27 protein-coding genes are annotated in these 25,591 nt (G+C 57.8%); 16 read left to right on the forward strand and 11 right to left on the reverse strand.

Annotated elements, in window-relative coordinates:
- Nucleotides 1-17: 17 nt before the first annotated feature.
- The 3 genes from LKO31_RS04755 to LKO31_RS04765 all read right to left on the reverse strand — a co-directional run bounded on the left by LKO31_RS04755 (nucleotide 18) and on the right by LKO31_RS04765 (nucleotide 2,850).
- Entirely contained in the window at nucleotides 18-971 is a 954-nt protein-coding gene (locus LKO31_RS04755; RefSeq protein WP_227688954.1) for a MipA/OmpV family protein, read from the reverse strand.
- A 92-nt stretch (nucleotides 972-1,063) separates the two neighbouring features.
- A complete protein-coding gene (gene obgE, locus LKO31_RS04760) occupies nucleotides 1,064-2,128 on the reverse strand; it encodes a GTPase ObgE (RefSeq protein ID WP_227688956.1) in 1,065 nt (354 codons plus the stop codon).
- Between the two features lie 113 nt (nucleotides 2,129-2,241).
- Nucleotides 2,242-2,850 (reverse strand): TetR/AcrR family transcriptional regulator, encoded by a 609-nt coding sequence (locus tag LKO31_RS04765; protein ID WP_227688957.1) that lies wholly within the window; start codon nucleotides 2,848-2,850, stop codon nucleotides 2,242-2,244.
- Nucleotides 2,851-2,929: 79 nt separating this feature from the next.
- Between LKO31_RS04765 and LKO31_RS04770 the strand changes: the two genes are divergently transcribed.
- Both LKO31_RS04770 and LKO31_RS04775 read left to right on the forward strand, forming a co-directional pair.
- Entirely contained in the window at nucleotides 2,930-3,808 is an 879-nt protein-coding gene (locus LKO31_RS04770; RefSeq protein ID WP_227688959.1) for a metal-dependent hydrolase, read from the forward strand.
- Between the two features lie 39 nt (nucleotides 3,809-3,847).
- A complete protein-coding gene (locus LKO31_RS04775) occupies nucleotides 3,848-4,381 on the forward strand; it encodes a GNAT family N-acetyltransferase (RefSeq protein ID WP_227688960.1) in 534 nt (177 codons plus the stop codon).
- 12 nt (nucleotides 4,382-4,393) lie between these two features.
- Here LKO31_RS04775 and LKO31_RS04780 read toward each other — a convergent pair whose 3' ends face one another.
- Together LKO31_RS04780 and LKO31_RS04785 are read right to left on the reverse strand one after the other, a co-directional pair.
- Nucleotides 4,394-4,843: an NfeD family protein gene (locus LKO31_RS04780; RefSeq protein WP_227688962.1), complete on the reverse strand. Its 450-nt coding sequence runs from the start codon at nucleotides 4,841-4,843 to the stop codon at nucleotides 4,394-4,396.
- Nucleotides 4,840-5,778 (reverse strand): SPFH domain-containing protein, encoded by a 939-nt coding sequence (locus tag LKO31_RS04785; RefSeq protein ID WP_227688963.1) that lies wholly within the window; start codon nucleotides 5,776-5,778, stop codon nucleotides 4,840-4,842. Before LKO31_RS04785 ends, LKO31_RS04780 begins: the two co-directional genes overlap by 4 nt.
- Before the next feature lie 71 nt (nucleotides 5,779-5,849).
- Here LKO31_RS04785 and LKO31_RS04790 point away from each other — a divergent pair, with 71 nt between their 5' ends.
- Entirely contained in the window at nucleotides 5,850-6,665 is an 816-nt protein-coding gene (locus LKO31_RS04790) for an HpcH/HpaI aldolase/citrate lyase family protein (protein ID WP_320443477.1), read from the forward strand.
- A gap of 70 nt (nucleotides 6,666-6,735) precedes the next feature.
- The gene (locus tag LKO31_RS04795) at nucleotides 6,736-8,262 is read left to right on the forward strand and encodes a M28 family peptidase (RefSeq protein ID WP_227688964.1); all 1,527 of its coding nucleotides are present in this window, start codon (nucleotides 6,736-6,738) and stop codon (nucleotides 8,260-8,262) included.
- 71 nt (nucleotides 8,263-8,333) lie between these two features.
- Here LKO31_RS04795 and LKO31_RS04800 read toward each other — a convergent pair whose 3' ends face one another.
- Nucleotides 8,334-9,707, reverse strand: a complete 1,374-nt coding sequence (locus LKO31_RS04800; RefSeq protein WP_227689582.1) for a class II 3-deoxy-7-phosphoheptulonate synthase — start codon at nucleotides 9,705-9,707, stop codon at nucleotides 8,334-8,336.
- A gap of 305 nt (nucleotides 9,708-10,012) precedes the next feature.
- Between LKO31_RS04800 and LKO31_RS04805 the strand changes: the two genes are divergently transcribed.
- The 7 genes from LKO31_RS04805 (at nucleotide 10,013) to LKO31_RS04835 (ending at nucleotide 16,369) form a co-directional block, all read left to right on the forward strand.
- On the forward strand, nucleotides 10,013-10,363 hold the full coding sequence (locus LKO31_RS04805) for an ArsC family reductase (protein WP_227688966.1): 351 nt from the start codon (nucleotides 10,013-10,015) through the stop codon (nucleotides 10,361-10,363).
- An 83-nt stretch (nucleotides 10,364-10,446) separates the two neighbouring features.
- A complete protein-coding gene (locus LKO31_RS04810) occupies nucleotides 10,447-11,502 on the forward strand; it encodes a glycerophosphodiester phosphodiesterase family protein (protein ID WP_407699255.1) in 1,056 nt (351 codons plus the stop codon).
- A gap of 90 nt (nucleotides 11,503-11,592) precedes the next feature.
- Complete coding sequence (panB, locus tag LKO31_RS04815) at nucleotides 11,593-12,456, forward strand: 3-methyl-2-oxobutanoate hydroxymethyltransferase (protein WP_227688967.1); 864 nt, start codon at nucleotides 11,593-11,595, stop codon at nucleotides 12,454-12,456.
- Nucleotides 12,457-12,600: 144 nt separating this feature from the next.
- A complete protein-coding gene (locus LKO31_RS04820; RefSeq protein ID WP_227688969.1) occupies nucleotides 12,601-13,356 on the forward strand; it encodes a tetratricopeptide repeat protein in 756 nt (251 codons plus the stop codon).
- 1 nt (nucleotide 13,357) lies between these two features.
- Nucleotides 13,358-14,692, forward strand: coding sequence for an outer membrane protein assembly factor BamB family protein (locus tag LKO31_RS04825; RefSeq protein ID WP_227688970.1), 1,335 nt, complete (start codon nucleotides 13,358-13,360; stop codon nucleotides 14,690-14,692).
- 61 nt (nucleotides 14,693-14,753) lie between these two features.
- Nucleotides 14,754-16,154 (forward strand): ribosome biogenesis GTPase Der, encoded by a 1,401-nt coding sequence (der, locus tag LKO31_RS04830; RefSeq protein ID WP_227688972.1) that lies wholly within the window; start codon nucleotides 14,754-14,756, stop codon nucleotides 16,152-16,154.
- Nucleotides 16,155-16,165: 11 nt separating this feature from the next.
- Complete coding sequence (locus LKO31_RS04835) at nucleotides 16,166-16,369, forward strand: sulfurtransferase TusA family protein (protein WP_227688974.1); 204 nt, start codon at nucleotides 16,166-16,168, stop codon at nucleotides 16,367-16,369.
- Nucleotides 16,370-16,405: 36 nt separating this feature from the next.
- Here LKO31_RS04835 and LKO31_RS04840 read toward each other — a convergent pair whose 3' ends face one another.
- Nucleotides 16,406-17,656, reverse strand: a complete 1,251-nt coding sequence (locus tag LKO31_RS04840) for a DUF418 domain-containing protein (RefSeq protein ID WP_227688976.1) — start codon at nucleotides 17,654-17,656, stop codon at nucleotides 16,406-16,408.
- Nucleotides 17,657-17,800: 144 nt separating this feature from the next.
- On the opposite strand from LKO31_RS04840, the gene LKO31_RS04845 reads away from it, so the two are divergent.
- Nucleotides 17,801-18,637, forward strand: a complete 837-nt coding sequence (locus LKO31_RS04845; RefSeq protein WP_227688977.1) for a ubiquinone biosynthesis protein COQ4 — start codon at nucleotides 17,801-17,803, stop codon at nucleotides 18,635-18,637.
- Between the two features lie 67 nt (nucleotides 18,638-18,704).
- Here LKO31_RS04845 and LKO31_RS04850 read toward each other — a convergent pair whose 3' ends face one another.
- The 4 genes from LKO31_RS04850 to LKO31_RS04865 all read right to left on the reverse strand — a co-directional run bounded on the left by LKO31_RS04850 (nucleotide 18,705) and on the right by LKO31_RS04865 (nucleotide 22,900).
- The gene (locus LKO31_RS04850) at nucleotides 18,705-19,319 is read right to left on the reverse strand and encodes a nucleoside 2-deoxyribosyltransferase domain-containing protein (RefSeq protein ID WP_227688979.1); all 615 of its coding nucleotides are present in this window, start codon (nucleotides 19,317-19,319) and stop codon (nucleotides 18,705-18,707) included.
- Between the two features lie 34 nt (nucleotides 19,320-19,353).
- Nucleotides 19,354-21,588: a phosphoribosylformylglycinamidine synthase subunit PurL gene (purL, locus tag LKO31_RS04855; RefSeq protein ID WP_227688981.1), complete on the reverse strand. Its 2,235-nt coding sequence runs from the start codon at nucleotides 21,586-21,588 to the stop codon at nucleotides 19,354-19,356.
- Between the two features lie 113 nt (nucleotides 21,589-21,701).
- On the reverse strand, nucleotides 21,702-22,010 hold the full coding sequence (locus LKO31_RS04860; RefSeq protein WP_227688982.1) for a hypothetical protein: 309 nt from the start codon (nucleotides 22,008-22,010) through the stop codon (nucleotides 21,702-21,704).
- Between the two features lie 233 nt (nucleotides 22,011-22,243).
- Complete coding sequence (locus LKO31_RS04865; RefSeq protein WP_227688984.1) at nucleotides 22,244-22,900, reverse strand: hypothetical protein; 657 nt, start codon at nucleotides 22,898-22,900, stop codon at nucleotides 22,244-22,246.
- A gap of 74 nt (nucleotides 22,901-22,974) precedes the next feature.
- Between LKO31_RS04865 and LKO31_RS04870 the strand changes: the two genes are divergently transcribed.
- The 4 genes from LKO31_RS04870 (at nucleotide 22,975) to LKO31_RS04885 (ending at nucleotide 25,530) form a co-directional block, all read left to right on the forward strand.
- Nucleotides 22,975-23,268, forward strand: a complete 294-nt coding sequence (locus LKO31_RS04870; RefSeq protein WP_227688985.1) for an exodeoxyribonuclease VII small subunit — start codon at nucleotides 22,975-22,977, stop codon at nucleotides 23,266-23,268.
- A 1-nt stretch (nucleotide 23,269) separates the two neighbouring features.
- Nucleotides 23,270-24,196 (forward strand): polyprenyl synthetase family protein, encoded by a 927-nt coding sequence (locus LKO31_RS04875; RefSeq protein WP_227688987.1) that lies wholly within the window; start codon nucleotides 23,270-23,272, stop codon nucleotides 24,194-24,196.
- Entirely contained in the window at nucleotides 24,196-24,708 is a 513-nt protein-coding gene (gene coaD / locus LKO31_RS04880) for a pantetheine-phosphate adenylyltransferase (protein WP_227688988.1), read from the forward strand. Before LKO31_RS04875 ends, coaD begins: the two co-directional genes overlap by 1 nt.
- A 111-nt stretch (nucleotides 24,709-24,819) precedes the next feature.
- A complete protein-coding gene (locus tag LKO31_RS04885) occupies nucleotides 24,820-25,530 on the forward strand; it encodes a peptidylprolyl isomerase (RefSeq protein ID WP_227688990.1) in 711 nt (236 codons plus the stop codon).
- The last annotated feature ends 61 nt before the right edge of the window (nucleotides 25,531-25,591 follow it).

The following is a 25,591-nucleotide window of genomic DNA, read 5'->3' on the forward strand; positions in this document are numbered from 1 at the left end:
CCAATGCTATACCGTCATCATCGCTGACGAATGCTGTTGAAACTATAACTGACGGCCAAACCGATGCTGGGCTGGTTGCGCGACCCATATTCCCGCGTCACGGGCGAAGATGCTGCATCGCCCACCAAGCGTTCATATTTCGCATAGCCTGCAAGGCCCCATTGCTCGGTCAATTGAACTTGCGCCGATGCCGCCAACCCCAGCGAATGCACCCCGCCCTTGGGGCGATAGGGGGACAGGGGGCTGGCGGGCGCTGCATCCACCGCGCGGACACCATAATAGGTGCGGTGAAATTTTCCATCGGCCAAGGTGATGCGCGGTCCGATGGACCATAGCCAATCGTCGCCATGCTGGCGGACATAATCGGCGCTAATATTGCCGACCCATGCTTGATGGCCCGAAATGGCCTTTCGTGCCTCGGCGCGCAGGCGAATGTCGGGGGTCATCCATGTTTGCGCGCCAACGCCCAATTCCACGGACCGTTTGACGCTGGGCAAGAATCCGTCCGTATCCGATGCTTTGCGCCGCCCCTGCAAATTGGCGGCCAAGCCAAAGGCCGTGCCCTTTTTCTCATAGATATTGAACCCAAAGCTTTCATCGGGGGCTTCGAACGGAAAAAACTCGCCGCCGCGTGCGCGGCTATAATCGACAAAGGGGCCAATGCGCCCGCGATCCGCGCTGGGAAAAGCAGGGCCGAATTGCGGGCCCAAAAATACACGGGTGCGCGATGCTTTGCGGCCCGTTTCGGCATCCGATATTTTGTCAATGTCCGCAGGGCTTTGCGCCGCCACTGGTTCGGGCGTCGATTCGGGGGGTGGCCCATATCTCTGTTGGGCTACGGCGGCGGGGGCCAGAACCAGCCCCGCTAGCGCGATGGCCGTGCCAGCCCAGCAGGACGAGGGCAGCCCAAGAAACGCCGGAATAGGGCGCACCAGAATATGGGGCAGGGCGAAAGGGGACAGCATCATCATAGGATAAACATATCCTCAACCGCCGATATTGTTCCCGCGGTTCATGCTTCCCCTCTCTCTGAGGCCTTAATATGTAGGCGTTTCCGCCATGCTTAGATAGGCGACCAATCCTTGGTCTGGCCATCGGCATCTTCGCCTTCATCAAATTCAAAACGGCCATCCGTGGGCTTGGGGCCAATGGCTTCGAGCATTTTGTCCAGCAATGGCTGAATCCCCGCGCCGCTGGCACCCGACAAGGCCAGAACGGGAACCCCCGCTTCGGCTTCCAATTCAGCGGACAACGCAGCGATCAATTCATCGTCCAATGTATCGATCTTGTTCAGCGCGACAATCACCGGCTTGTCTTCCAAGCCGCCGCCATAGGCTTCCAGTTCGTCGCGCACGATGCGATAGCTGGTCGCCACATCCTCGTCATTTGCGTCGACCAAATGCAGCAGCACACGGCAGCGTTCAATATGGCCCAGAAAACGGTCGCCAATCCCTGCGCCATCTGCTGCGCCTTCGATCAAGCCGGGGATGTCGGCCACGACAAATTCATTGCCCTTGTGGCTGACCACGCCCAATTGTGGGCGCGTGGTGGTGAAGGCATAATGACCAACCTTGGAACCTGCATTGGTGACGGCGTTGATAAAGGTCGATTTGCCTGCATTGGGCAGGCCGACCAAGCCCGCATCCGCCAGCAATTTCAAACGCAGCCAAACCCACATTTCCTCGCCCGGCCAACCGGGGCCATGTTGGCGCGGTGCGCGGTTTGTCGATGTTTTATAACTGGCATTGCCGCGCCCACCGTCGCCGCCGCGCAGGAATGTCACCCGCTCGCCCACTTTGGTCAGATCGACCAACACGCTGCGTTCCTCGTCGTCGGCCAAAATTTGGGTGCCCACAGGCAATGGGATGACCAAATCGGGTCCGCCCGCGCCCGTGCGATCACGGCCCGAACCGGGGGTGCCGCGCTTGGCTTTGAAATGCTGGGTATAGCGAAAGTCGATCAGCGTGTTCAGGCCGGCAACGGCTTCGAAAATAACATCGCCGCCCTTGCCACCATTGCCGCCGTCTGGGCCGCCATATTCAATATATTTTTCGCGCCGAAAGCTTACCGCGCCGGGGCCGCCGTCGCCAGATTTAACGAAAATCTTTGCCTGATCTAGGAAATGCATAATGGCCCCATAGAGCCAAAGTCAAAATAATGCACCTTGATTCCGGCTAAGGCCTATTTGGGATACCGGCCCAGCCCAATTTGGGCTTCTGGCTCCGCCCGATTTGGTCCGCTTTATTCGCCGATTTTCTGATGTTGCTCGGTCACAAAATTGGTGATGCGGTTGGTCAGCAGCTCCGTCGCCAGACTGCGGGCGGTATCGCGGGGCAAGCCCAGCGCCGTCGCCATTTGTCCCCCCACTTGAGCATCGCCCAGCGCCATCAACATCAGTGCCAAAGTATCTTCGCGCAGCAAACGAATTTCATCGGGGCTGGGGCACAGGCTGTCGATCAGCTTGTGAATCGCTGCGATCACAGGGTCGAGCGCATTTTCATTGCCGCTGTTCAGCATCCATGCCGCCAGCGCGCCGGCGCCGCCTTGGTCGAACGCGTCAAAGGCCAAATCGACAATTTCGCGGGTATTGCGTTCGCCCGTCGGTGTGGACGCCATTTTTTCGCGAATGGTCGTGCAAACGGTTTCCGCTAAATAGGCCGCCAACGCCGATTGCAAGCCAGCGGCGCTACCGAAATGATGCAGCAAATTGGCATGGGTGCGATCAATGCGCGCGCCCACTGCTTTCAAGGTCACGGCCTGCGGTCCGAACTCGATCAGAATCAAGCGCGCCGCCTCCAGTGCGATGGAACGGCTTTCTTCTGGGCTTAGGCGCTTTCTAATAATTGACACGAGTGTAAGTATTTCCTAAATATGATCGCCGCACAGGTTGAATGGTGAATTCAGCCTCTCATCCGTGGTGAGGAATAAAATGTCTAGTCATGCCCAATCGCCTACTCCGTCCGATTTGTCCATCACGCCGCGCGATTGGCGCTTTGGTCGCGATTTGGGGCAGGGGCGCTGGTGGCTGAACAATGACCCAATCGCCACAGCTTTTCACACCGCTTTATCCATCACCTTTCCCAAGGGTGAAGCCATGTTTATCGAAGCGGTCAAAGCCCACCGCGACGGTGTAGACGAGAAATTGGCCCGCGAAATCAGGGCCTTTACTCAGCAAGAGGTGATCCACAGCCGCGAGCATGTGGTGTTCAACCGCCGCGTTGTGGAATCGGGATATGATGTCTCCGAACTGGATGCGCGCGTCGATGAAATCATGGCGCTGATCAAACAACGCCCCCAAATCGTCAATCTGGCCGCCACCATCGCGCTGGAACATTATACCGCCATTATGGCAGCCGTGATTCTGAAACACCCCACCATGTATGACGGTGCCGAGTCGGAATGGGCCAATATGTGGCGCTGGCACGCGATGGAGGAAATTGAGCATAAGGGTGTCGCCTATGACACATGGCTGCATGCCACCAAAGAGTGGAGCCGCTTTCGCCGCTGGCGCATGAAGAGCCTGATGATGCTGGTGATCACCGCCAAATTCTGGCCGGAACGTATTTCCGGTATGAAAAAGCTGTTGAAACAAGACGGGCTGACGGGCTGGCGCGTCAATATGGGCATCGCGCGTTATTTTCTGGGCAACCCCGGCATATTGCGGCGTAGTTTCCTGCCGTGGCTGTCCTATTTCCTGCCGGGTTTTCACCCGTGGAACCATGACGACCGCCATTTGATCGGCAAATATGAAAGCGATTATGCGGCGGCGGTCATGCCGCAACCTGCAACCGCTGCTTCGGGGGCCTAATCTGGTTGCGCTGGCGGCGCGCGTCATTACTCTAGGCTGATGATTTTTCGCGCGCCCCCTTTAGAAACCGACCGTTCGCGTATTCGCCTGCGCGAACAGCGTTTGTCAGACAAAGCGGCCCAATTGGCCATGTGGGGCGACCCACGGGTCACCCATTATATTGGCGGCGAACCCCAAGTCCCAGAGGTCATCTGGGGAAAATTCCTGAGCGCGGCGGGGCTGTGGCCGGTCATGGGCTATGGCTATTGGGTGTTTGCAGACCGCGCCAGCGACCGGTTGCTGGGGGGCGGCGGCCTGTCCTATTTCGCCCGCGATATCCCGGAGCTAGAGGGGTATCCCGAGGCTGGCTGGGCGATTGCTCCCGAATATTGGGGCCAAGGCTATGCCACCGAAGCCATGGTCGCGGCGCTGGCGTGGAGCGATCAACATCTGTCCAGCGAGGTTCGGGCCATTATCGAACCCGCCCATGGTGCGTCGCTGCGCGTCGCTGAAAAGCTGGGTTTTCGGCGTATTGGTGATTGCCTCTATGTCGACAAGCTGCTGGATATCGTCAGCCGACCCCATGGCGGCTGATAGCCACGCCGTTCAGCCTATCCGTTCGACCAGCAAGACATTGCCATCCGCGCCGATAATCCGCACCTTGGCTCCTTCTGGCGCGTCATCGCCGCGCACGGTCCATACGCTGTCACCCACGCGGGCGCGGCCACGGCCATTTTCAATCGCTTGGACCAAGGTCACGACATCCCCCACCAAACGGCCGGTGCGCTGATTCATCAACGGATCGGCAGAGGTGATGGGGTTTTTCGCCAACCAACGCCGCGCCCAATATAGCACGGCAAAGGCCAGCACCGCGAACAGCCCCAGTTGCAAGGGGATGCTGATATCTAGCAGCCATGCGGCCACCCCCGTGGCGACGGCGGCCAAGCCCAGCCAGACGAGGAAATAGCCCGGCGCCAAAATCTCCAGCGCCACCAGCAATACACCCAGCGACAGCCACGCCCAATGCGGTTCGATTTGGCCCAGGCCGTCCATCATGGGCGGTCCTTGCTGGGCAAACCATCATGGGCTTTGCTCGACAAAGCGTCTTTGGCCAATTCGCCGATGCCGCCCAAAGTGCCAATCAATTGTGTTGCCTCTACGGGGAATAGGATGGTTTTGGCATTGGGGCTGGTCGCAAATTGGCTGACCGCATCGACATATTTTTGCGCGATAAAATAGTTGATCGCTTGCGCATTGCCATTGGCAATGGCGTCGGACACCATTTGCGTCGCCTTGGCTTCAGCCTCGGCTTCGCGTTCGCGGGCTTCGGCGTCGCGAAAGGCGGCTTCGCGCCGGCCCTCGGCTTGCAAAATCTGGCCTTGCTTCTCGCCCTCAGCGCGCAAAATTTCCGATGCACGCAGGCCCTCTGCCTCCAAAATCGCGGCGCGTTTCTCGCGCTCGGCCTTCATCTGGCGGGCCATGGCGTTGCTGATATCGGCGGGTGGGCGAATATCCTTAATTTCCACACGGGTAATTTTAATACCCCATGGGCTGGTCGCATCATCGACGACATGCAACAGGCGCGCGTTAATCTCGTCGCGCTTGGACAGCGTTTCATCCAAATCCATGCTGCCCATGACGGTGCGCAAATTGGTGGTCGTCAGGTTCATGATCGACAGATACAGGTCGCTGACCTCATATGCCGCTTTGCCTGCGTCCAGCACTTGAAAGAAGACCACGCCGTCAACGGCAACCATCGCATTGTCTTTGGTGATGATTTCTTGGCCGGGAATATCCAGCACTTGTTCCATCATATTCACTTTGCGGCCAACACGATCAAAGATGGGCACAATGAAATTCAGGCCGGGCTGGGCTGTGTGCGTAAAACGCCCGAACCGCTCGATGGTATAGCTATAGCCCTGCCGCACAGGGGTCAGTGCCCAAATCAGGAAAATGATGGCAAAGCCCACCAAGATCAGCGCGAACAGCATGGACGGCATCCTCCCCCAAATGAAATCATCGCTTCCTTATTGCGCTAAATCCGCAGCTTTGCCAGATGGGAATGATGAACGATATTGGCTTTGCTCCTCGCTCCTTGCTTTATGTCCCCGGTTCCAACGCCCGCGCGCTGGAAAAGGCCAAGGCTCTGTCCGCCGATCTGGTGATCATTGATCTGGAAGACGCCGTCCCCGCCGACCGCAAAGCAGAGGCGCGCTCCGCGATGCGGGCCGCCGTTGAAGCGGGCTTTGGCGACAAGAAAGTCGCCGTGCGGGTCAATGCCACCGGCCACGGCGCACAGGCCGACGATCTGGCCGCTTTGGCGGGATTGACGCTGGACGCGGTGGTCCTGCCCAAGGTCGACAGCCCGCAAGATGTGCGGGCGCTGGACGCGGTGCCCTTTCCCATTTTCGCGATGATCGAAACACCAACCGGCGTTTTTAACGCCCAAAGCATTGCCGCCGATGCCCATGTTGCGGGCCTGATCGCGGGGCTCAATGATCTGTCTTATGAATTGAAATTGCCCGACGCGATGGATCGCGGGGCGATGGCGCTGTCGATTCAAATGATCGTGCTGGCCGCCCGTGCGGGCCAAATTTTCTGCTTTGATGGCGTTTATAACGCCATTGATGACGGTGATGGTTTCGCCGCCGAAGCCGTCGAGGGGCATAGACTGGGCTTTGATGGCAAGACCTTGATTCACCCCAGCCAAGTCGACCCATGCAACGCCATTTTCTCCCCCAGCGAGCGCGATATTGCGGCGGCACAGGCTTTGGTCGCGGCGGCCACGGGCGGCGCACAGCGCCATGAGGGTCGGATGATTGAGGATATGCATGTCGCGGCGGCGCGGGCCTTGCTGGAACGAGCGGGCCGCGCCTAACGCACGCCATGCGCCATATGTCCACGCTATCGGCTTGATGGGGCGGGGCGGTCATGCCATGCATCCTGTCATGAAAAACGCCCTGTCTCCCATCTTCTGTTCGCCTATGTTGCTGGCTGTTTTGGCATGGTCGCTTCCCGCTGCTGCGGCGGATGCGCCGATTAGCGAGGCGGAATTGGCGGCGGATATCCGCATCATGGCCAGCGATGCGTTCGAAGGCCGCGCACCCGGAACGGCTGGGGAAATGCGCACCATTGCCCATATTGTGGGGACATGGGCGGCGGCAGGGTTAAAACCCCTAACAGGCAGTGCAACGCCGTGGTTGCAACCCGTGCCCTTGGTGGAAACCCACCAATTGGACGCCAGCCTTGCGTTTCAGATTGGGGATCACAAGCTGGTCTTGCCCGATCAAGATATCGCGCTGCGCGCCCGCACCGCGCAGGTCGCCATCGCCAATGCCCCGCTGATTTTCACCGGATATGGGGTGGATGGCACAGGCAAAGTGACGGGCGATGTCGCGGGCAAGGTGGTGATGATCTTGGGCGGCGATGCGCCGTTTCTGACCGATGCGCCCTCCCTTCGCCTGCGGCGCGAAATGCTGGCCAAAGCAGGGGCGGCGGCGGTGATTGTGGTGGCCGATATGTCGATGCCGTGGCTGCATTTGCGCGCTGCTTACCCCGCGCCCTTCACCCAGTTGGATGATGGCAGGGTGGATGTGCCCTTTGATGCGATGGTCTCTTTGCGCGGCTTTGATGAATTAATGGGGAAAATGGGGCGTAAGGGTTCGTCGGTGCGGGACGCCGCCAGTGCCGCCAATTTCTGGATCGAGTCTTTGCCCATTACCGTGCAAATCGCGGCCTCGGCTGATGTGCGCCGCTATGCCAGTCACAATATTATCGGCCATTTGGCGGGCCGCAATTCTGACGGAAAATCAGTGGTTGTGATGGGCCATTGGGATCATTTGGGTATATGCCAGCCCGATGATAAACAAGATAAAATCTGCAACGGTGCGGTCGATAACGCCAGCGGCCTTGCGGTCATGAATGCCGTGGCCAAGCGGCTGGGGCAGGGGCCGCAATCCGACCGCGACATTTATTTTCTGGCCACCACTGCCGAGGAACAGGGCTTGCTGGGGGCCACTTATTTTGTCGATCATGCGCCAATGCCACGTGGCAATATCACCGCCGCGCTGAATCTGGACACCGTCGCCATCGCCAAGCGGGGAAGCCCTGTGGCGGTGATTGGACGCGGACGCCCCGCTTATGATGCGAAAATCGCCAGCATCGCCGCCAGCATGGGCCGCAAAATGGATAAGGATGGCGAGGCCGACGCCTTTATTCGCCGCCAAGATGGATGGGCTTTTACGGCAAAAAATATCCCCGCCTTGATGGTCGGTGGCAGCTTTAGCGATATGGCATTGTTGGAAAAATTTTTGGGTAGCGATTATCACCGCGCGACCGATGAATTTAGCGACGCCGTGCCGCTGGGCGGGGCGGCAGAGGATGGGGATTTGCACGTCGCGTTGGTCCGCGCCTTTGCTGATCGCGGTCAATGGACGGGCGATGACGCTGGGGGCGCGGCGCCCGCCAAGCCATGATTGCCATCATGCCATAAAAAAGGGGCGCTTCCCAATAGGAAAGCGCCCCTTTTTTATGGTTTCCTGATCGCTTAGGCCGCGTCGCGGGCGCGATCGGTCATTTCTTGGTTGAGCATTTCTGCCAACAAGAAAGCCAATTCCAACGACTGACCTGCGTTTAAACGCGGGTCGCAATGCGTGTGGTAACGGTCGGCCAAGTCCATTTGCGTCACGTCCATCGCGCCGCCCGTGCATTCGGTCACATTTTGGCCCGTCATCTCGATATGGATGCCGCCGCCATGCGTCCCTTCGGCGCGGTGTACCGCAAAGAAGCCGCGCACTTCGGACAAAATGCGTTCAAACGGGCGGGTCTTATACCCATTGTCCGTCTTGATGACATTGCCGTGCATCGGGTCACAAGACCACACAACCGGATGGCCCGATTCCTTCACGGCGCGCACCAGCTTTGGCAGATGCGCTTCAATCTTGTCATGGCCATAGCGGGTAATCAGCGTCATGCGACCAGCGATATGATTGGGGTTCAGCGTGTCGAGCAAACGCAGCAAAGCGTCGGGTTCCAGCGAAGGACCACATTTCATGCCCACCGGATTGCCGATGCCGCGCAAATATTCGATATGCGCCGACCCTTCAAAGCGGGTGCGGTCGCCAACCCACAACATGTGCGCCGATGTGTCATACCAACCGCCAGTCAAGCTGTCCTGACGGGTCAGGGCCTCTTCATACGGCAGCAACAAGGCTTCGTGGCTGGTATAGAAGCTGGTGCCCTTGATCTGGGGGACCGTTTCCGGCGTAATTCCGCACGCTTCCATAAAGGCCAAAGCTTCGGAAATACGGCTGGCGGTTTCCTGATATTTTGCGGCCCATGGGCTGCGGTCCATGAAATCATGGGTCCATGCATGAACCTGATGCAGGTTCGCATAACCACCGCCTGCAAAGGCGCGCAGCAGGTTCAGCGTCGCGGCTGCTTGGCTATAGGCCTTGACCATGCGCTGTGGATCGGGCGCGCGGCCACCAGCTTCAAACGCGATATCGTTAATGATATCACCGCGATAGCTGGGCAGTTCCACGCCGCCCACATCTTCCATATCCGCCGAACGCGGCTTGGCGAATTGGCCCGCCATACGGCCCAGCTTCACCACCGGCATTTTCGATGCGAAGGTCAGCACCACCGCCATTTGCAACAGCACACGGAAGGTATCGCGAATATTGTTCGGATGAAATTCCGCAAAGCTTTCGGCGCAGTCGCCGCCTTGCAGCAAAAAGGCTTTGCCTTCGGCTACGCGGGCCAGTTCCTGCGTCAGATCGCGGGCTTCGCCAGCAAAGACCAGCGGCGGATAAGCCGACAGTTCATGCTCTGCTTTGGCCAGCGCCGCTGCGTCCGTATAATTTGGCAACTGGCGAGCCTCGAAGTTGCGCCAGCTATTCGGTTGCCAATTTTGCGTCATCATCCATCTTCTACTTTGCGTTTCGAATCGAACATTTCCATGGCGGTTATGCCTGTACTAGGCAATGCGCGGGCGTGAATATTATGTCTTTGTTACCCGATGCACAGCGAAATCGCACGCATGGGATTTATTGTTGCCCTGATTGATAATTTTAAAATGCTGGGCAACATCCTCCCCATATGGTCATCATGTTCGCCAAAATCTATGGTGGCGGTTCCCAACATGGCTCGCACGGCCTATTCCGTCAATGTCGTGAAATTGTCACCACCATCGGGTGGATTGGCCAATAGGTGAAATGGAAAAACATGTCTGTGATTCTTTATGGAATTCCCAATTGCGATACCGTCAAAAAGGCGCGTCGTTGGCTGGATGATGCCGGTATCGCGCATCAATTTCATGATTTTCGCAAAAATGGTCTGGATGCCGACCTGCTGGGGCGCTGGATTGACGAGTTGGGCTGGGAAAAATTGCTGAACAAGGCGGGCACGACATTTCGCAAATTGCCAGATGATCAAAAGGCTGATCTGGACGCGAGCAAGGCCAAGGCCTTGATGCTGGATCAGCCCGCCATGATCAAACGCCCAGTGCTTGATGCGAATGGAAGCCTGAGCGTTGGTTTCAAAGCCGATGATTATCAGGCCCGTTTCGCCGGATAGCACCGAATTTACAAATCCATCAAATGGGGGAATGAATGACATGCTGGTCCCGATTGTCCGCACTGATCATGGTGGTGATGATCATGACGCTGCCTGAAACACGGGGCATGGAACCTGCCCCTATTCCCCCAGCACCGCTTCATGGGGGGCCGCCGATTATTATTGCCCATCGCGGGGCATCGGGGGAACGGCCCGAACATACGATGGCGGCCTATCAATTGGCGGTGGAACAGGGGGCGGATTTCATCGAACCGGACTTGGTGCTGACCAAAGACGGCGTGTTGGTGGCGCGGCATGAGAATGAGATTGGTTCGACCACCAATGTCGCCGACCACCCCGAATTTGCCGACCGGAAAACGATTAAAATCATTGATGGGCAAAGCTATGATGGCTGGTTCACCGAGGATTTCACGCTGGCGGAGCTTCGCCGTTTGCGCGCCCGCGAACGCTTGCCCGCCCTGCGCGGCACAGCGCGGGACGGGGAGTTCCTCGTCCCGACATTTGAAGAAATATTAATCTGGCTGGCCAGCGTGAACCAAGCCCGCGCCCAGCAAGGTGGAATGCGGCCCATCGGTGTCTATCCCGAAACCAAACATCCCAGCTATTTTGCCAGCATAAATTTGCCGCACGAGACTCCGCTGCTGGGTCTGCTAGCGCAATTTGGTTATCAGGGCAGCGACGCGCCCGTGTTCATCCAAAGCTTTGAAGTCGGAAATTTACAGGCGATTCGCGCCAAATCCGATTTGCCGCTGATCCAATTGGTGTCGGCGGATGGCGGCCCTGCGGATCGTCCCGACCTTCGCTATGCGGATATGTTGACGCCCGATGGTCTGCGGGACGTTGCCCGCTATGCGACGGGTTTGGGACCGGAAAAATCCCTGGTTCTGCCGGTCGTCGACGGCATGTTGTCCGCGCCGACACCCTTGGTGGCGCAGGCCCATCGGGCGGGGCTGCACGTGCATCCATGGACTATCCGGCGCGAGAATATCTTTCTGCCGCCCAGCCTGCGACAAGGCGATGACCCCGCCTCGCACGGCGATGTGGGAACAGAGATTGCCCAGTTTTTGGCCGCTGGCGTGGACGGAATTTTTACCGACAATGTCCCAGAATTGGTCCGTTCGCGGGATAAGATCCGCTGAAATCACGCAAAAACAGCAGTTTTGGTGCAATCCACGGACAGTGGTGATAAATATAGCGCCCATAGCATCCTTTCGCTAGAAAGCGCGACCATGTCTACATTGCCTAAAACGCTAACGCTCGACACATCGACCAGCCGTGCGAACCCGACGCCGCAGCCGATGAAGCGCCTCACGGTGCCCCGTATTCGCCAACGCAAAGGCGGTGAACCGCTGGTGATGCTGACCGCCTATACGGTGCGTCAGGCCCAGTTGCTGGACCCGCATTGCGATATGTTGCTGGTGGGTGATTCGCTGGCACAGGTCATCTATGGTTTGCCCCACACCGTGGCTGTCACCATGGAAATGATGGCCTTGCATGGTGCCGCTGTTGTACGCGGTAGCTATCACGCCGCTGTGGTCGTGGATATGCCGTTCGGCAGCTATGAAGCCAGCCCAGAACAAGCGTTTAACAACGCGGCCCGCTTGCTAAAGGAAACGGGCGCTGCGGCGGTGAAATTGGAAGGTGGCCGTGTTATTGCCCCGACCATCGAATTTTTGACCCATCGCGGCATCCCCGTGATGGGCCATGTCGGCCTGACGCCCCAAGCCGTGAATATTTTGGGCGGCTATGGGGTTCGCGGCAAAAGCGACGAAGAAGCCCGCACCATTGTGGACGATGCCATCGCGATTTCCGAAGCGGGCGCCTTTGCCGTGGTGATCGAAGGGGTGCTGGAAAGCATCGCCATTGAAATCACAAGAAAAATTTCCTGCCCCACCATTGGAATTGGCGCATCGGCGCAGTGTGATGGTCAGGTTTTGGTGTCCGACGACATGCTGGGCATGTTCGACCGCGTGCCCAAATTTGTGAAACGCTATGGCGATTTGGCAACGCAATATAGCGCGGCGGCCAAGCAATATGCCGACGATGTGCGGGACCGTTCATTCCCCACACAGGATCAAATTTATAAAGGCTGATCATGGTGCGCCATGCGGCTGGGCGAAAGCGGTCTTTCGAAACGCTTGAGCGCAGCTTGCATGGCCGCTACAGCTTGCGCAACATGGGTATGCGCCGGCATACCGCGCGACCGAATATCGCGACCGAATATGATGGAGGTTTGATTGGCCCTGAGCCCGACGAATGATGCGGCCCTGTTGCAGGAAGTCGACGAGGCTGTCCGCAAGGACGAAATGATGGCCTTTATGAACCGTTATGGTCGCTGGCTTGCGCTTGCGCTTGTCGCGGCTTTGCTGGCCTTTGGCGGATATTTATTTTGGCAACACCGCCAAACAGAGGCGCGCGGGCTGCAAGCGGAACAATTTAGCGCCGCTATTGACAAGGTTGGCGCGGGTCAATTGGCCGAAGCCGACAAGCAATTAAAGGCTATTTCTGCCGACGCTGGCCCAGCCTATCGTTCGGCGGCGCGCATTGAACAGGCCAATATCTTGGCCCGTTCTGGCAAAAATAAAGAAGCGGCGGCTATGTTGGCCGCGGTCGCCAGCGACACGAAAGTGGACGGCGGCCTACGCGATCTGGCGCTGATCCGTCAAACCGCGCTGGAACTGGATACGCTGAAACCCGAAGCGGTGATTGCGCGCCTGACGCCCATCGTGTCGGCCAAAGATCCGCAATCGGCATGGTTCGCCAGCGCGGCGGAGCTGACCGCCATTGCGCACTACCAATTGGGCCAGATGGACAAAGCTGGGGCCTTATTCGGCCAGATTGTAAAAACGCCTGATCTGGCACCATCATTGAAATCCCGCGCCGTGCAAATGGCGGGGATGTTGGGTGTGGATGCCGTCGTGGACGGTGCGGACCAAAAAGCGGCAGCCGCACAAAATGCTGGCGATGCGACCAAGACAGAAAGTTCAAACTGATATGGCATTTCGTCGTTTTGCATTGATGGCCGCTGTGCTGGCCCTTCCGCTCGCTGGTTGCGGCGCGATTAAGGGTAATGGCGGTCCGCGCACGCCCACCGTTGGCAAGCGCGTGTCGATCCTGTCCAATGACAATAGCATCAAGGTGGACCCGACACAGGAAGCGATTCCTGTCATTCTGCCGGAACCCATGACCAATGCGTCATGGGCGCAATCGGGCGGTAATGCATCGAAAACTCCAGGCCATCCGGCGCTGGCCGCATCGCGCAGCCAGATTTGGACGGCGCAAATCGCGGGCAACAGCAAGACGCACCGTCTGGCATCATCGCCCGTCATTTTGGACAATCGCCTGTTCGTGATGGGCACCGATGCCGTGGTTTCGGCGTTCAGCGCCGACACCGGCCAGCGTTTGTGGAGCGCCAATATCGGCACCAGCAATACGCAATATCGCAATATTTTGTTCGGCGGCGGCGTCGGTGCAGAAGGCAATATTGTCTATGCCAGCAGCGGCGCGGGCGATGTCGCCGCGATCAACGCTGCGGACGGCAGCGTGATTTGGAAAAGCAAGCCCGGCGGCTTGCTGCGCGGTGCGCCTACGGTGGCCTATGGCTCGGTTTATGTGATCAGCCAAGACAATCAGATTTTCTCGTTAAACGCCAATGACGGCGCGGTGTTGTGGCAAGCCACGGCTTCATCCGAAGCGGGCAGCGTGTTTGGTGCGGCGTCGCCAGCGGCCGGACAATCGACGATTGTCGCGGGTTTTTCGTCTGGCGAAGTGCAAGCCTATCGCTATGAAAATGGCCGTGATTTGTGGGAAGATGCCTTGGCCCGCACTTCGATGGCATTGTCGGTATCGACGCTGACGGACGTCGACGCCGATCCGGTTGTCGATCGTGGCCGCGTCTTCGCTCTGGGTCAGGGTGGCCGTATGGCCAGCTATGACCTCTTGTCCGGCCAGCGCATTTGGGAAATCAGCATTGCCGGTATTTCCACCCCTTATGTGGTGGGTGACTGGGTCTATGCGATGACCGACGATGCCAAATTGATGGCGGTTGGACGCGGCAGCGGCAAGGTGCGTTGGTTGCAACAATTGGCGCGTTTCCGGGTAGAAACGGACAAAAAGAAAAAAGATCCCATTCGCTGGACTGGTCCGATTTTGGCTGGTGGCCGTTTGATTGCGGTGAACAGCGAAGGGCAGTTGGTAGAATTTTCGCCAACTGATGGATCGACCTTGGCCACCACCGAGTTTAAATCCGCAATTTCGCAATCCCCAGTGGTTGCCAATAATATGCTCTATATCCTCGAGGATAATGGGCGTATTACGGCGTGGCGTTAAGCCGCAATCATTTTCAAGCGGGGCCGTTTTGGCCTCGCTTCACTTTTAGGATAAGAAGATCATGGCGCGACCCGCAACGATCGCAATCGTTGGTCGGCCCAATGTTGGCAAATCGACTCTGTTTAACCGTCTGGTCGGCAAGCGCCTTGCGTTGGTCGATGACCAGCCGGGCGTAACGCGCGACCGACGCGAAGGCGACGGCAAACTTTTGGGCTTGGAATTTCTGATCGTCGATACCGCTGGTTTCGAAGATTATGACGCCGCGACCTTGCCAGGCCGTATGCGCGTGCAAACCGAAAAGGCTGTGCGCGGTGCAGACGCCGCTTTGTTCATGGTCGATGCGCGCGACGGCGTGACGCCTTTGGACGAAGAAATTGCGCGCTGGCTGCGCAGCGAAGACACGCCGATCATCCTATGCTGTAACAAAGCCGAAGGCCGCCAGGGCGAAAATGGCGTCATGGAAGCTTATAGCTTGGGTTTTGGCGAACCCATCGCGCTCAGCGCCGAACATGGCGGCGGCATGGTGGAATTGTTCCAAGCCCTTGCCCCGATCGTCGATCCGTTCATGGAAGCCAAAGCCATGGAAGACGCCGAGCGGGAGGCCTTGGCCCTCGCGATGGACGAAGAAGATGAAGGCCCACGCGGCCCGATGAAACTCGCCATTGTGGGGCGTCCGAATGCGGGCAAATCGACGCTGATCAACCGGATTATCGGCGAAGATCGCCTGATCACTGGCCCCGAAGCCGGCATTACCCGCGACAGCATTCGCGTGGAATGGACATGGGAAAATAATGGCGAAAGCCATGAAATCCAATTGTTCGACACCGCCGGAATGCGCAAGCGCGCCAAGGTTCAGGACAAGCTGGAAAAACTGTCGGTGGCCGACGCGCTGCACGCCGTCGACTTTGCCGAGGTGGTGGTGCTGCTGCTCGACGCGACCAAGGGTCTTGAGGCCCAAGATTTGCGCATCGCCGACAAGGTGCTCGAAGAAGGGCGCGCCTTGATCATCGCGCTCAACAAATGGGACATTGCCGAGGATCCATCCTCGCTGTTCAACGGCGTACGCGGGGCCTTGGAAGACGGCCTGTCGCAAATTAAGGGTGTGCCTTTGCTGTCCGTGTCCGGTGCGACGGGCAAGGGCATCGACACGCTGATCCGCGTGGCCTTTGAACAGCGCAAGATTTGGACCAGCCGCGTTCCGACCGGCCAACTTAACCGTTGGTTTGAAGCGGCTGTGGCAAACAACCCGCCGCCCGCGCCCGGTGGCCGCCGCATCAAGCTGCGCTATATCACACAGGCGCGAACCCGCCCGCCGACGTTCGTGGTGTTCGGCACGCGGACGGACGAATTGCCCGCCAGCTATCACCGCTATTTGTCGAATGGTATGCGCAAAGAATTGGGCTTCCAAGGCGTGCCCATGCGGATGAACTTCCGTAACAGCAAAAACCCTTATGATGAATAAGGCGGCCTAAGGTGACAGACGCCGTGGTGGTGGATGCGCGCGCGATGCGCTGTCCATGGCCAGTGCTGCGTCTGTCCCGCGCCATGCGGGGCGCGTCCTTGGTCCATATTTTGGCCGACGACCCGCAAGCTGAACGCGAATTCAACGCCTTGGCCCGCGAACAAGGCTGGGACATTTCCCCCTATGACGGCGGCTGGCTGGTTCAACGCCCCTAGGGGCAGGCCCTAGCGCCGATTATTCCCTAGCGCGGATTATCGACGGCGAAATGGCTGCGCTTCGCCCCGCGCCAAGCTGCGCCACACCCATTCCAGTGGCCCATAATGAAAATGCGCCAGCCAAGGCTGGGAGCAAGCGAGCATAGCCGCGCAGCCCAGCGCAACAAAGCCATAGAGCGACCACCGTTCCAGCTGCCCATAAAGGCCAAGGCCATAGCCATAAAAGATGCTGGTCATCATCAGGCTGGTGGCCAAATAATTGCTCAGCGCCATGCGCCCCGCCGCGCAGATGCGCTGGGTCATCGTATGGGTCGGCCAATGGCGCAGTATCAAAATCAACAGCGCGGCATAAGCCAAGATCAGCAACAAACGCCCTGGAACCGAAAAGCTGATCAGCGCCGCCAAACTGACCAGCGGGTCATATCCGCTGGCGATTACAGGCCAAAGGCTGATGCCCGTCAAAATCATGCCAGCGGGCAAGCAGAGCGCGATGATATGGGCATAGGCGCGGTGGCTGTGCTGCCCCGTTAGAAAGCCGCTGCGATACAGGGCCATGCCGATCAGCATCAACGGAATCGTTTCCAGCGCTGACATCGCAAAGGATACGGGATAGCCCAGCAACAATGTCATGCGATAAGCCAGCAAATCGGCATAAGGCCCCAAATATAGCGATAAATCGAAGTTGATGCTCTGTTGTAGGGCCCGCATTTCGGTATCATGCTGGGTGATCATTTCCATCATCATGGCGGCATGGTCCCGCAAATAGGGGATATGGGCTGCCATATGCGGACTGGAAAACAGGCTCATGCCGCCCAGCATGATCGCGCCGCCGATCAGCAATATCACGCCCAGCGCCAGCAAACGCCGCGCCGATGCATGGGGTGAAATCCATGTTAGCGCCGCCCCCGCCGCGGCATAAGTCAGCAAAATATCGCCGTGCCACAAGAACAGCATATGCAATGCACCGATGACTCCCAACCAGATCATGCGGTCCAAATGAATTTGGGCGGCGGACAAGCCATTTGCGCGCGCACGGTCCATAATCATCGCCATACTGGCCCCGAATAACAGGGTGAACAGGCCGCGAAATTTGCCATCCGCCACCATATAATTGACGATATAGGCCGCTTCTTCGCGCCCCGCATCACCGCGCCAAAAGGGCGTAAAGGTTGCGGCATCTGGCAAAGCGAAGGAGAAGATATTCACCGCCAAAATGGCCAGCACCGCCGCCCCGCGAATGAAATCAAGCGTCGCAATACGGGAGGAAGCGCTGAAAGCGGCCGTCATGCTGTCATTCCCCTGTCCCATCACCCGTCCGCCCCAAGTCGCCCGCCCAGCGGCGGTTAATAACATGAATGACAATAGTATTGACATATGTGTCAGTAATAATCATCTTGGGCTTATCGCTTCACAGGCATTGGATGATTCGTGATGACTGATATTCCTCTTTTTCACCCCGATCGTGAAACGCGCGGCATGCGCCCCTTGAAGGCGTGGAAGCATTTCCGCCAACTGATCGCTGACAAAGAAGATACATCGCAGGTTTTCCATATTTTGGAAGCCTTGCGGGATCGCCGCTTTGGTCAGACGGCTGCACAATTTTTTGCGACCGAAGAAGGGCGCAAATTGCTGGCCGAACGCACTTATTTGCCAGCCATGCTCGACGATCATGCCGCGTTGAAACAACTGCCAGACGGCAGCGTGGGCCGCGTCTATGTCGACTTTATGGAACGCGAAGGGCTGACCGCCCAAGGCTTGGTCGACGAACAATACAAGGTTACGGGTAAGCAGCATCAATTTGACGATCAGGTCGAATTATTCGGGCAACGGATGCGCGACACCCACGACTTGCATCATATTTTGACCGGATATGGCCGCGACGCCTTGGGCGAACAATGTGTGCTGGCCTTTTCCTACAGCCAAACCCCCAGTTGGGGCACCTTATTCATTGCATGGGCGGGTGCGCGGGAAATTCGCAAAAACCCACGCGCCGCAAAATATCCCATCTATGCGGCCGTCCGCGAAGGACAGCGCAATGGCAAGGCCGCCCAAGCCATTGGTTTCCAAAATATTGACGCCCTATTGGCCGAAAATTTGGAGGAAGCACGGGCGCGGATGGGCATTAAGGTTCCGCATTATTATCAGCAATGTCATGAAATGATGCGCGCTGATGGCGTCGATCCCTATGACTTGCTGGGTGAAAATGGCGCAAAGTCATTGGTGGAAAAGAGCAGCGCTGCGGCGGTTCCGCTGCGCGAAGCAGCCTGATTTAACAGGCTGTGATCATCAGAACGGGGCCGCGTCATGCGGCCCTTTTTTGTGTCATTACTGGCGTTTATGGTTGCTGTGCGTTGCCTGTCTCAGACGTGTCACGGGTTTGGGCCAATAATGCTGCACGGCGGCGAATGGCTGCGGCCAAGGCTGGCATATCGGCTACCTGCTCAATCCCATAATGTTCAGCGGTGATGTCGATATTGCCTTTGCGCCAAAAACCGTCGGGGGCCAACACGATCACTGTCCCACTGCGCGCATGAAGGCCCAATTCCAACAGGCTGATCGGGCTTTGCGAGCCTGCCGCAAAATATAGGATGATGATATCGGACGCTTCCAGCGCGGCCAGTTCCCATTCCACTTGGCGGCGAAATTCTGGCTCGCTTGCTTCCGCCTTCCATGCGGGGTTCCAGTCGGCGCGGCGCGGGTTCAACCACTCCACCTCCAGATCGGCCAGTTGGCGCGGCAATTCCGCCTGCCAATTGGCGGCGCGCCCCATATCGATGCTCCCGCCCAAGAAAATACGAGGTCCCTTGGCATGGACAGGCAAAGGCGTGGGGGATGTGACGATATAGGGCGCGCTGGGGGGCGAGCTTTCCGCCGCGCTTGCTGCTTCCGCTGCGCTGGCTGGGGATATGGGCGAAAAAAATGCTGCCAATCCCGCAAGGACTGGCAGCATATATAAATGTCGCAAAGCGTTCACATGAAAGGCTTTATTTATCGCCGTTCATCAACGTCGGTAAAAAGCCTTCATGAGCGCCGCGCAAGGCATCCAGCGTCACCTGATGGTCGCTGTCGGCCAATTCAAAGACGATACGGTCCTTGATGGTGCGGCCGACAGGGTCAACGGCGACGTCGGCCTTGCCAGCCGCATCCAAAAAGTCTGCCAAGCATGTGTCGCACACGGTGACCACATACAGGCCCTGATCTTCGCCAAAGAAGCTTTCGGCGACGCCAAAAGGTTGTTCTTCGCTGATCAGTACACCGATGTCCGACTTCAACGCCATTTCCGCGATGGTCACGGCCAAGCCGCCATCCGACACGTCGTGGCAAGCCGTAATCCAACCTGCATTAATGGCTTGGCGGATGAAATCACCCGTGCGCTTCTCTGCCTTCAGGTCCACGGGCGGCGGTGCGCCTTCTTCGCGGCCATGCACTTCGCGCAGCCAAACCGATTGACCCAAATGGCCAGCGCGCTCACCCACGGCCAGAACGATGTCGCCCGTGCGCTTGAAGCCAATCCCCACGGCCTTGCTGAGGTTGTCCATCACGCCCACGCCGCCAATGGCAGGGGTCGGCAAAATGGCACTGCCGCCGCCGGTGGCCTTGGATTCATTATACAGGCTGACGTTGCCCGAAACGATGGGATAATCCAGCGCACGGCAAGCATCGCCCATACCGTCGAGGCAGCCGACAATTTGGCCCATGATTTCAGGGCGCTGTGGGTTGGCGAAGTTCAAGCAGTTGGTGATCGCCAGCGGCGTTGCGCCAACAGCGGTGATGTTGCGCCATGTTTCCGCCACAGCCTGCTTGCCGCCTTCATAAGGGTCCGCATAGCAATAGCGCGGGGTGCAATCGGTGCTCATCGCCAAAGCACGGTTGGTGCCATGGATGCGAACCAAAGCAGCGTCGCCGCCGATTTGCACCGTGTCACCGCCCACTTGGCTGTCATATTGCTCGTAAATCCAGCGGCGCGACGCGATGTCCGGCGTGCCCATCAGGTGCAGCAGGTCGGCCGCAACATCAGTGGTTTCCGGAACATTTTCCAGCGGCGCAGGGGTAGGGGTAGCGACATGCGGGCGGTCATATTGCGGCGCATCGTCAGCCAAGGGGCCAAGCGGAATGTCGCAAACAATCTCGCCCTTATGCTCCAGCACCATGCGGCCGGTGTCGGTGACCGTGCCGATCACAGCAAAGTCGAGTTCCCACTTTTCAAAGATGGCCTTTGCGAAATCTTCCTTGCCGGGCTTCAGCACCATCAACATGCGCTCTTGGCTTTCCGAGAGCATCATTTCATAGGTGGTCATGCCGGTTTCGCGCTGCGGCACATCGTCCATCGTCAGATGAATACCAACGCCGCCCTTCGACGCCATTTCCACCGACGAACTGGTCAGGCCAGCCGCGCCCATGTCTTGAATGGCAACGATAGCGTCTGAAGCCATCAGCTCAAGGCACGCTTCGATCAGCAGCTTTTCGGTGAAGGGGTCACCAACCTGCACGGTGGGGCGCTTTTCCTCGGCGTCTTCGCCAAAGTCTGCGGACGCCATGGTCGCGCCATGGATACCGTCACGGCCCGTCTTGGAGCCCACATAAACAATGGGGTTGCCCACACCGCTGGCGGCGGAATAGAAAATTTTATCTTGTTCGGCGACGCCAACGCACATCGCATTCACAAGGATATTGCCGTCATAGGCTTTGTGGAAATTCACTTCGCCGCCAACGGTCGGCACGCCAACGCAGTTACCATAGCCGCCGATACCGCGCACAACGCCAGAGATTAGGTGGCGCATTTTGGGATGTTCGGGGCGGCCAAAACGCAAGGCGTTGAGGTTGGCCACAGGGCGCGCGCCCATGGTGAATACGTCGCGCAAAATGCCGCCAACACCCGTAGCAGCGCCTTGATAAGGTTCGATATAGCTGGGGTGGTTGTGGCTTTCCATCTTGAAAATGGCGGCCAATTTCTTGCCGTCAGGGCCTTCGCCAATGTCGATCACGCCCGCATTTTCGCCAGGGCCGCAAATCACCCAAGGAGCCTCGGTCGGCAGCTTCTTCAAGTGAATGCGCGAGCTTTTATAGCTGCAATGCTCCGACCACATGACCGAGAAGATACCGAGTTCGACAAGATTCGGTTCGCGGCCAAGGGCAGACAGGATGCGCTCATACTCATCGGGTGATAACCCGTGGTCGGCGACAATTTCGGGCGAAATGGCGGGGCTGGGCTGTGTCATACGCGCGCCTTTAGCCCCGTGCGCGCAGAAGGAACAGACCCCAAGATGATCTTTTGACCAAATTGGGGCCTATTTTGATGCTTTTTAACAAAGCATCGGGTCCAAACCGCTTTTTACAGCGTGGCAACGCGGTTTGCGGCCTTGCTCTGGCTGTCCGCAACCAAGGGTTTTACCTGATCAAGCGGAAAGCTGACGGGACGTCCGCCCATGGTGCCGCGAACATGTGATTCGCCCACCCGAAGGTGGAACAATTTGCGGTTATTTTCTTCGACACCGCGAATGACGCGGTAATCACCACGATCTTCGACGGTATAGCTATAGGATTTGCCCTCATGGGTAAAACGCTGGGGTGCGGCTTCGGCGACAACGACAGATGGAGCCAGCACTGCCAAAGCTAGTGCAGGAAGAAGAATCTTTTTCATCGTGCAAGTTTCCATTTTGTGAACAAAACTTGCCTTCAGGGTCCTCAATATTCGCAGATTATCGTGCTGTTTTTACTTTTATTGTGCAGTGCAAAATGGGGGTGCGGGCGCTTGGCTTCAATTGCAAAAAGCCTAAGCATTGTTGCAAATTCAGTAATATCCTTAACTATATAAATTGCCTCAGCAATTTACGGCTTAGTTTTTGCAGGCGCATAGGGCGTCGTCCGCCTATGCTATATTTGTGGATATTTTTTGGGATGCGCACTGGCCCAAATCGCCAACAGAATCAGCACCGCATAAGTCACCAGCATCAGCGCGGGCGCAGCCGCGCCATGGACGTCAGGCTTGTCGCCCAACCAGTCGATCAATTGCGCCAACAACAAAACGGCCGCCAAGATGATCATCCGCCCCCGATAAAGCTCGGCCCCGCGCTGGTGAACAAAATAGGCGATCGCCGCTGCCACCAACCCCAGTTCCAACGGAATTGCCAATATTGGTATATCCCACAGGCCTAGTCCCCATTTGGGCGGCGCGCCGAATAATGTCAGATCGGGTTTGTGGGTCAGCCAATCCAAAAACCAGTGCGACACCACCACCAAACCCGCGCCAACACCCGCTTTTTTCCGGCCCGTTCCCACCATGACCAACAGGCCAAATATGACACCGAACAAAATCGTGCCCATTAAACTGTGGCTATAGGGCATGTCATAAAGGTCAAAATCGTTCAACGCCGTAAACCCCGGCACAACCCGCATTTTTTCGGTGCCAGTTAAAACCAAAGTTGCAAAGGCGATGTCGGTCAATTGCGCCGCGACAAACAAGCTTCCCAGCGCTGCGGATTGCGGACGGGCCGCAGCCAAAAAGGCAGGGGCATAGTGACCGATGAACATAGTAAGCCATGCTAGGGCCGTTGGGGACCACGTCAAGCTTGACCAGCAGGCCGAAGTCGGGCCAAAGCATAGGGATGACGGATAATGCAACACCTGCCACCACGCCTGCATCGGGAACGGCCCCTTCTGCCGGAACAGATATTGCGTCGCTTTCCTTTGAAGCGGCGATGGGTGAATTGGAAAATATCGTCCGCCGGCTGGAAAGCGGGGATGTGGGTCTGGAAGAATCGGTCACCCTCTATGAGCGCGGCCACGCCTTGCGCCAGCATTGCGAATCGCGCCTAACGGCGGCGCAGGCGCGAATTGAACAAGTCAGTCTGGGTAGCGATGGTCGCCCCACAGGCACCAAAGCCTTTGGCGAAAGCTGATATGGCCAGCCAGCAAGCACAGTCTGTGCAGCCAACCGGCGCCGCGATATTGCATCGCGCGCAACAAGATATTGCGCGGGACATTGATGATCTGCTGGAACGGCAATTGGTCGTGCCCCATGATCCGCGCCGCCGCCTTTATGATGCCATGCGCCATGCGGCATTGGCGGGGGGCAAGCGTTTACGGCCTTTGCTGGTGCGTGCATCCGCCGATTTATATGGTGTCGACCCGCGCCATGCCCTGCACGTCGGTGCGGCGGTTGAGGCTATCCATGTCTATTCGCTGATTCATGATGACATGCCTTGCATGGACGATGATGACATGCGCCGTGGCCGCCCCACCGTGCACCGTGCCTTTGACGAAGCAACGGCGGTGCTGGCGGGTGACAGCCTGCATGCTTTGGCCTTTGAATGGTTGGTGGACAGCGAAACCCATCCCGACGCCTCTGTGCGTATCGAATTGGTGCGGGCGTTGGCGGTGGCATCGGGGCCAGAGGGGATGGCTGGGGGCCAAATGATGGACCTCGAGGCTGAAAAGGGCGGTTTCACTCTGCCGATCGTCACCAATTTGCAAGAATTGAAAACAGGCGCTTTGATTCGCTTTTCCGCCGAAGCAGGCGGCATTTTGGCAGGAATATCGGCGGCTGATCGCGCGCCCTTAGTGCAATATGCCCGCAACATTGGTTTGGCCTTTCAAATTGCCGACGATATTTTGGATATCGAAGGGGATGAGGCCTTGGCCGGCAAGGCGCTGCACAAAGATGCGGCGGCTGGCAAAGAAACCTTTGTGACATTGATGGGGCTGGAACCGGCCCGTGCCGAGGCGCACCGGCTAGTGGACCATGCCATCGCGCAATTGAACGAATTTGGAGAGGAAGCCACGTTGCTGCGCGCCTTGGCGCACTATGTGGTGGAAAGGGATCATTGATGCGTATTGGCGTTTATCCAGGGACTTTTGACCCGATCACCTTGGGTCATATGGACATCATCAGGCGCGGCGCCAAATTGGTGGACGAATTGGTGATTGGCGTGACCACCAATATCAGCAAATCGCCTATGTTCGGCGATGACGAACGCATCGACATGGTCCGCCGCGAAGTGGCGCAGATCGATGGCAATATTCGGGTTGTCGGCTTCAACAGCCTGTTGATGGACTTTGCCCAGCGCGAAGGCGCGCGGGTGATTGTGCGCGGTTTGCGCGCCGTGGCCGACTTTGAATATGAATATCAAATGGCGGGCATGAACCAGCAACTGAACGACAATATCGAAACCGTGTTTTTGATGGCGGATGTTGGATTGCAACCCATTGCATCGCGCTTGGTCAAGGAAATTGCCATTTTTGGCGGCGACATCCGCAAATTCGTCAGCCCATCGGTGCGCGAAGCGGTGGTGGAGCGCATTGAGGAACGCGGCATGCGCCAAGGCGATACCAAGTCATAGGAAGGGCGGGCGACCCTAAGTTGCTTTCCCCAATATGATGCCGATCATTGAGCGTTCATAAAAAAAACGCTAATCGGCTAACCGAGATTTGAACATGAAGGCCATTTCCGCATGAAAATTCCGCACCGAAGCTTGGTTGTGATGGCGATGGCCTTTGGTCTGGCGCTGCCGGCTGTGGCACAAGACACGCCCGCTCCGGTTCCCGCGGACGCCCCCGCCAAGGCGGAAAAGCCGGTGATGGACACCAGCGAATTTATGGGCGTGCCCGAATATATGCTGAATTTGGACCTGTCGACCGGTGGCCGGGTGGTGATCCAGCTCTATCCCTCCATTGCGCCCCATCATGTCGAACGGGTCAAACTGCTGGCACGTAATGGCTTTTACAATGGTGTGAAGTTTCACCGCGTTATCGAAGGCTTTATGGCCCAAACGGGTGATCCGACGGCCACGGGCCAAGGCGGGTCCGACCTGCCAGACCTGAAGGCGGAATTTAACGAAATGCCGCATTTGCGCGGCACTTTGTCAATGGCCCGCGCCCAAAGCGAAGATAGCGCGAACAGCCAATTCTTCATCATGCTGCAACCGCGTTTCTCGTTGGACCGCCGCTATACGGTGTTCGGCCGGGTGGTGTCGGGTATGCAATATGTTGACGCCATCCAACGCGGCGAACCGCCAGCGGTGATGTCGAAAATGGTTCAGGTATCTGTGGCGGCGGACAATCTGCCGCCGCCCGCGCCCGCATTGCTGGTCGAAGATGCGGCCCCTACCGCGCCTGCTGCGGCTATTAGCGCGGACGAACTGAACGCCCCGATTCGCCGCTAATCCGATTCGCCGCCATGGTGCGGCGATCGTCGGGTTTATCTTGGGGGTCTGTCTTGGGGGA

The organism is Sphingopyxis yananensis, assembly GCF_020687785.1.
GTDB classification, from domain to species: domain Bacteria; phylum Pseudomonadota; class Alphaproteobacteria; order Sphingomonadales; family Sphingomonadaceae; genus Sphingopyxis; species Sphingopyxis yananensis.

Bases quoted from the DNA above. Each gene is read 5' to 3' on its own strand.
- LKO31_RS04755 (WP_227688954.1), bottom strand. From the start codon at position 971: ATGATGATGCTGTCCCCTTTCGCCCTGCCCCATATTCTGGTGCGCCCT.
- obgE (WP_227688956.1), bottom strand. From the start codon at position 2,128: ATGCATTTCCTAGATCAGGCAAAGATTTTCGTTAAATCTGGCGACGGC.
- LKO31_RS04770 (WP_227688959.1), top strand. From the start codon at position 2,930: ATGTCTAGTCATGCCCAATCGCCTACTCCGTCCGATTTGTCCATCACG.
- LKO31_RS04775 (WP_227688960.1), top strand. From the start codon at position 3,848: ATGATTTTTCGCGCGCCCCCTTTAGAAACCGACCGTTCGCGTATTCGC.
- LKO31_RS04780 (WP_227688962.1), bottom strand. From the start codon at position 4,843: ATGATGGACGGCCTGGGCCAAATCGAACCGCATTGGGCGTGGCTGTCG.
- LKO31_RS04785 (WP_227688963.1), bottom strand. From the start codon at position 5,778: ATGCTGTTCGCGCTGATCTTGGTGGGCTTTGCCATCATTTTCCTGATT.
- LKO31_RS04790 (WP_320443477.1), top strand. From the start codon at position 5,850: ATGATGAACGATATTGGCTTTGCTCCTCGCTCCTTGCTTTATGTCCCC.
- LKO31_RS04795 (WP_227688964.1), top strand. From the start codon at position 6,736: ATGAAAAACGCCCTGTCTCCCATCTTCTGTTCGCCTATGTTGCTGGCT.
- LKO31_RS04800 (WP_227689582.1), bottom strand. From the start codon at position 9,707: ATGACGCAAAATTGGCAACCGAATAGCTGGCGCAACTTCGAGGCTCGC.
- LKO31_RS04805 (WP_227688966.1), top strand. From the start codon at position 10,013: ATGTCTGTGATTCTTTATGGAATTCCCAATTGCGATACCGTCAAAAAG.
- LKO31_RS04810 (WP_407699255.1), top strand. From the start codon at position 10,447: ATGACGCTGCCTGAAACACGGGGCATGGAACCTGCCCCTATTCCCCCA.
- panB (WP_227688967.1), top strand. From the start codon at position 11,593: ATGTCTACATTGCCTAAAACGCTAACGCTCGACACATCGACCAGCCGT.
- LKO31_RS04825 (WP_227688970.1), top strand. From the start codon at position 13,358: ATGGCATTTCGTCGTTTTGCATTGATGGCCGCTGTGCTGGCCCTTCCG.
- der (WP_227688972.1), top strand. From the start codon at position 14,754: ATGGCGCGACCCGCAACGATCGCAATCGTTGGTCGGCCCAATGTTGGC.
- LKO31_RS04840 (WP_227688976.1), bottom strand. From the start codon at position 17,656: ATGACGGCCGCTTTCAGCGCTTCCTCCCGTATTGCGACGCTTGATTTC.
- LKO31_RS04845 (WP_227688977.1), top strand. From the start codon at position 17,801: ATGACTGATATTCCTCTTTTTCACCCCGATCGTGAAACGCGCGGCATG.
- LKO31_RS04850 (WP_227688979.1), bottom strand. From the start codon at position 19,319: ATGCTGCCAGTCCTTGCGGGATTGGCAGCATTTTTTTCGCCCATATCC.
- purL (WP_227688981.1), bottom strand. From the start codon at position 21,588: ATGACACAGCCCAGCCCCGCCATTTCGCCCGAAATTGTCGCCGACCAC.
- LKO31_RS04860 (WP_227688982.1), bottom strand. From the start codon at position 22,010: ATGAAAAAGATTCTTCTTCCTGCACTAGCTTTGGCAGTGCTGGCTCCA.
- LKO31_RS04865 (WP_227688984.1), bottom strand. From the start codon at position 22,900: ATGTTCATCGGTCACTATGCCCCTGCCTTTTTGGCTGCGGCCCGTCCG.
- LKO31_RS04870 (WP_227688985.1), top strand. From the start codon at position 22,975: ATGACGGATAATGCAACACCTGCCACCACGCCTGCATCGGGAACGGCC.
- LKO31_RS04875 (WP_227688987.1), top strand. From the start codon at position 23,270: ATGGCCAGCCAGCAAGCACAGTCTGTGCAGCCAACCGGCGCCGCGATA.
- coaD (WP_227688988.1), top strand. From the start codon at position 24,196: ATGCGTATTGGCGTTTATCCAGGGACTTTTGACCCGATCACCTTGGGT.
- LKO31_RS04885 (WP_227688990.1), top strand. From the start codon at position 24,820: ATGAAAATTCCGCACCGAAGCTTGGTTGTGATGGCGATGGCCTTTGGT.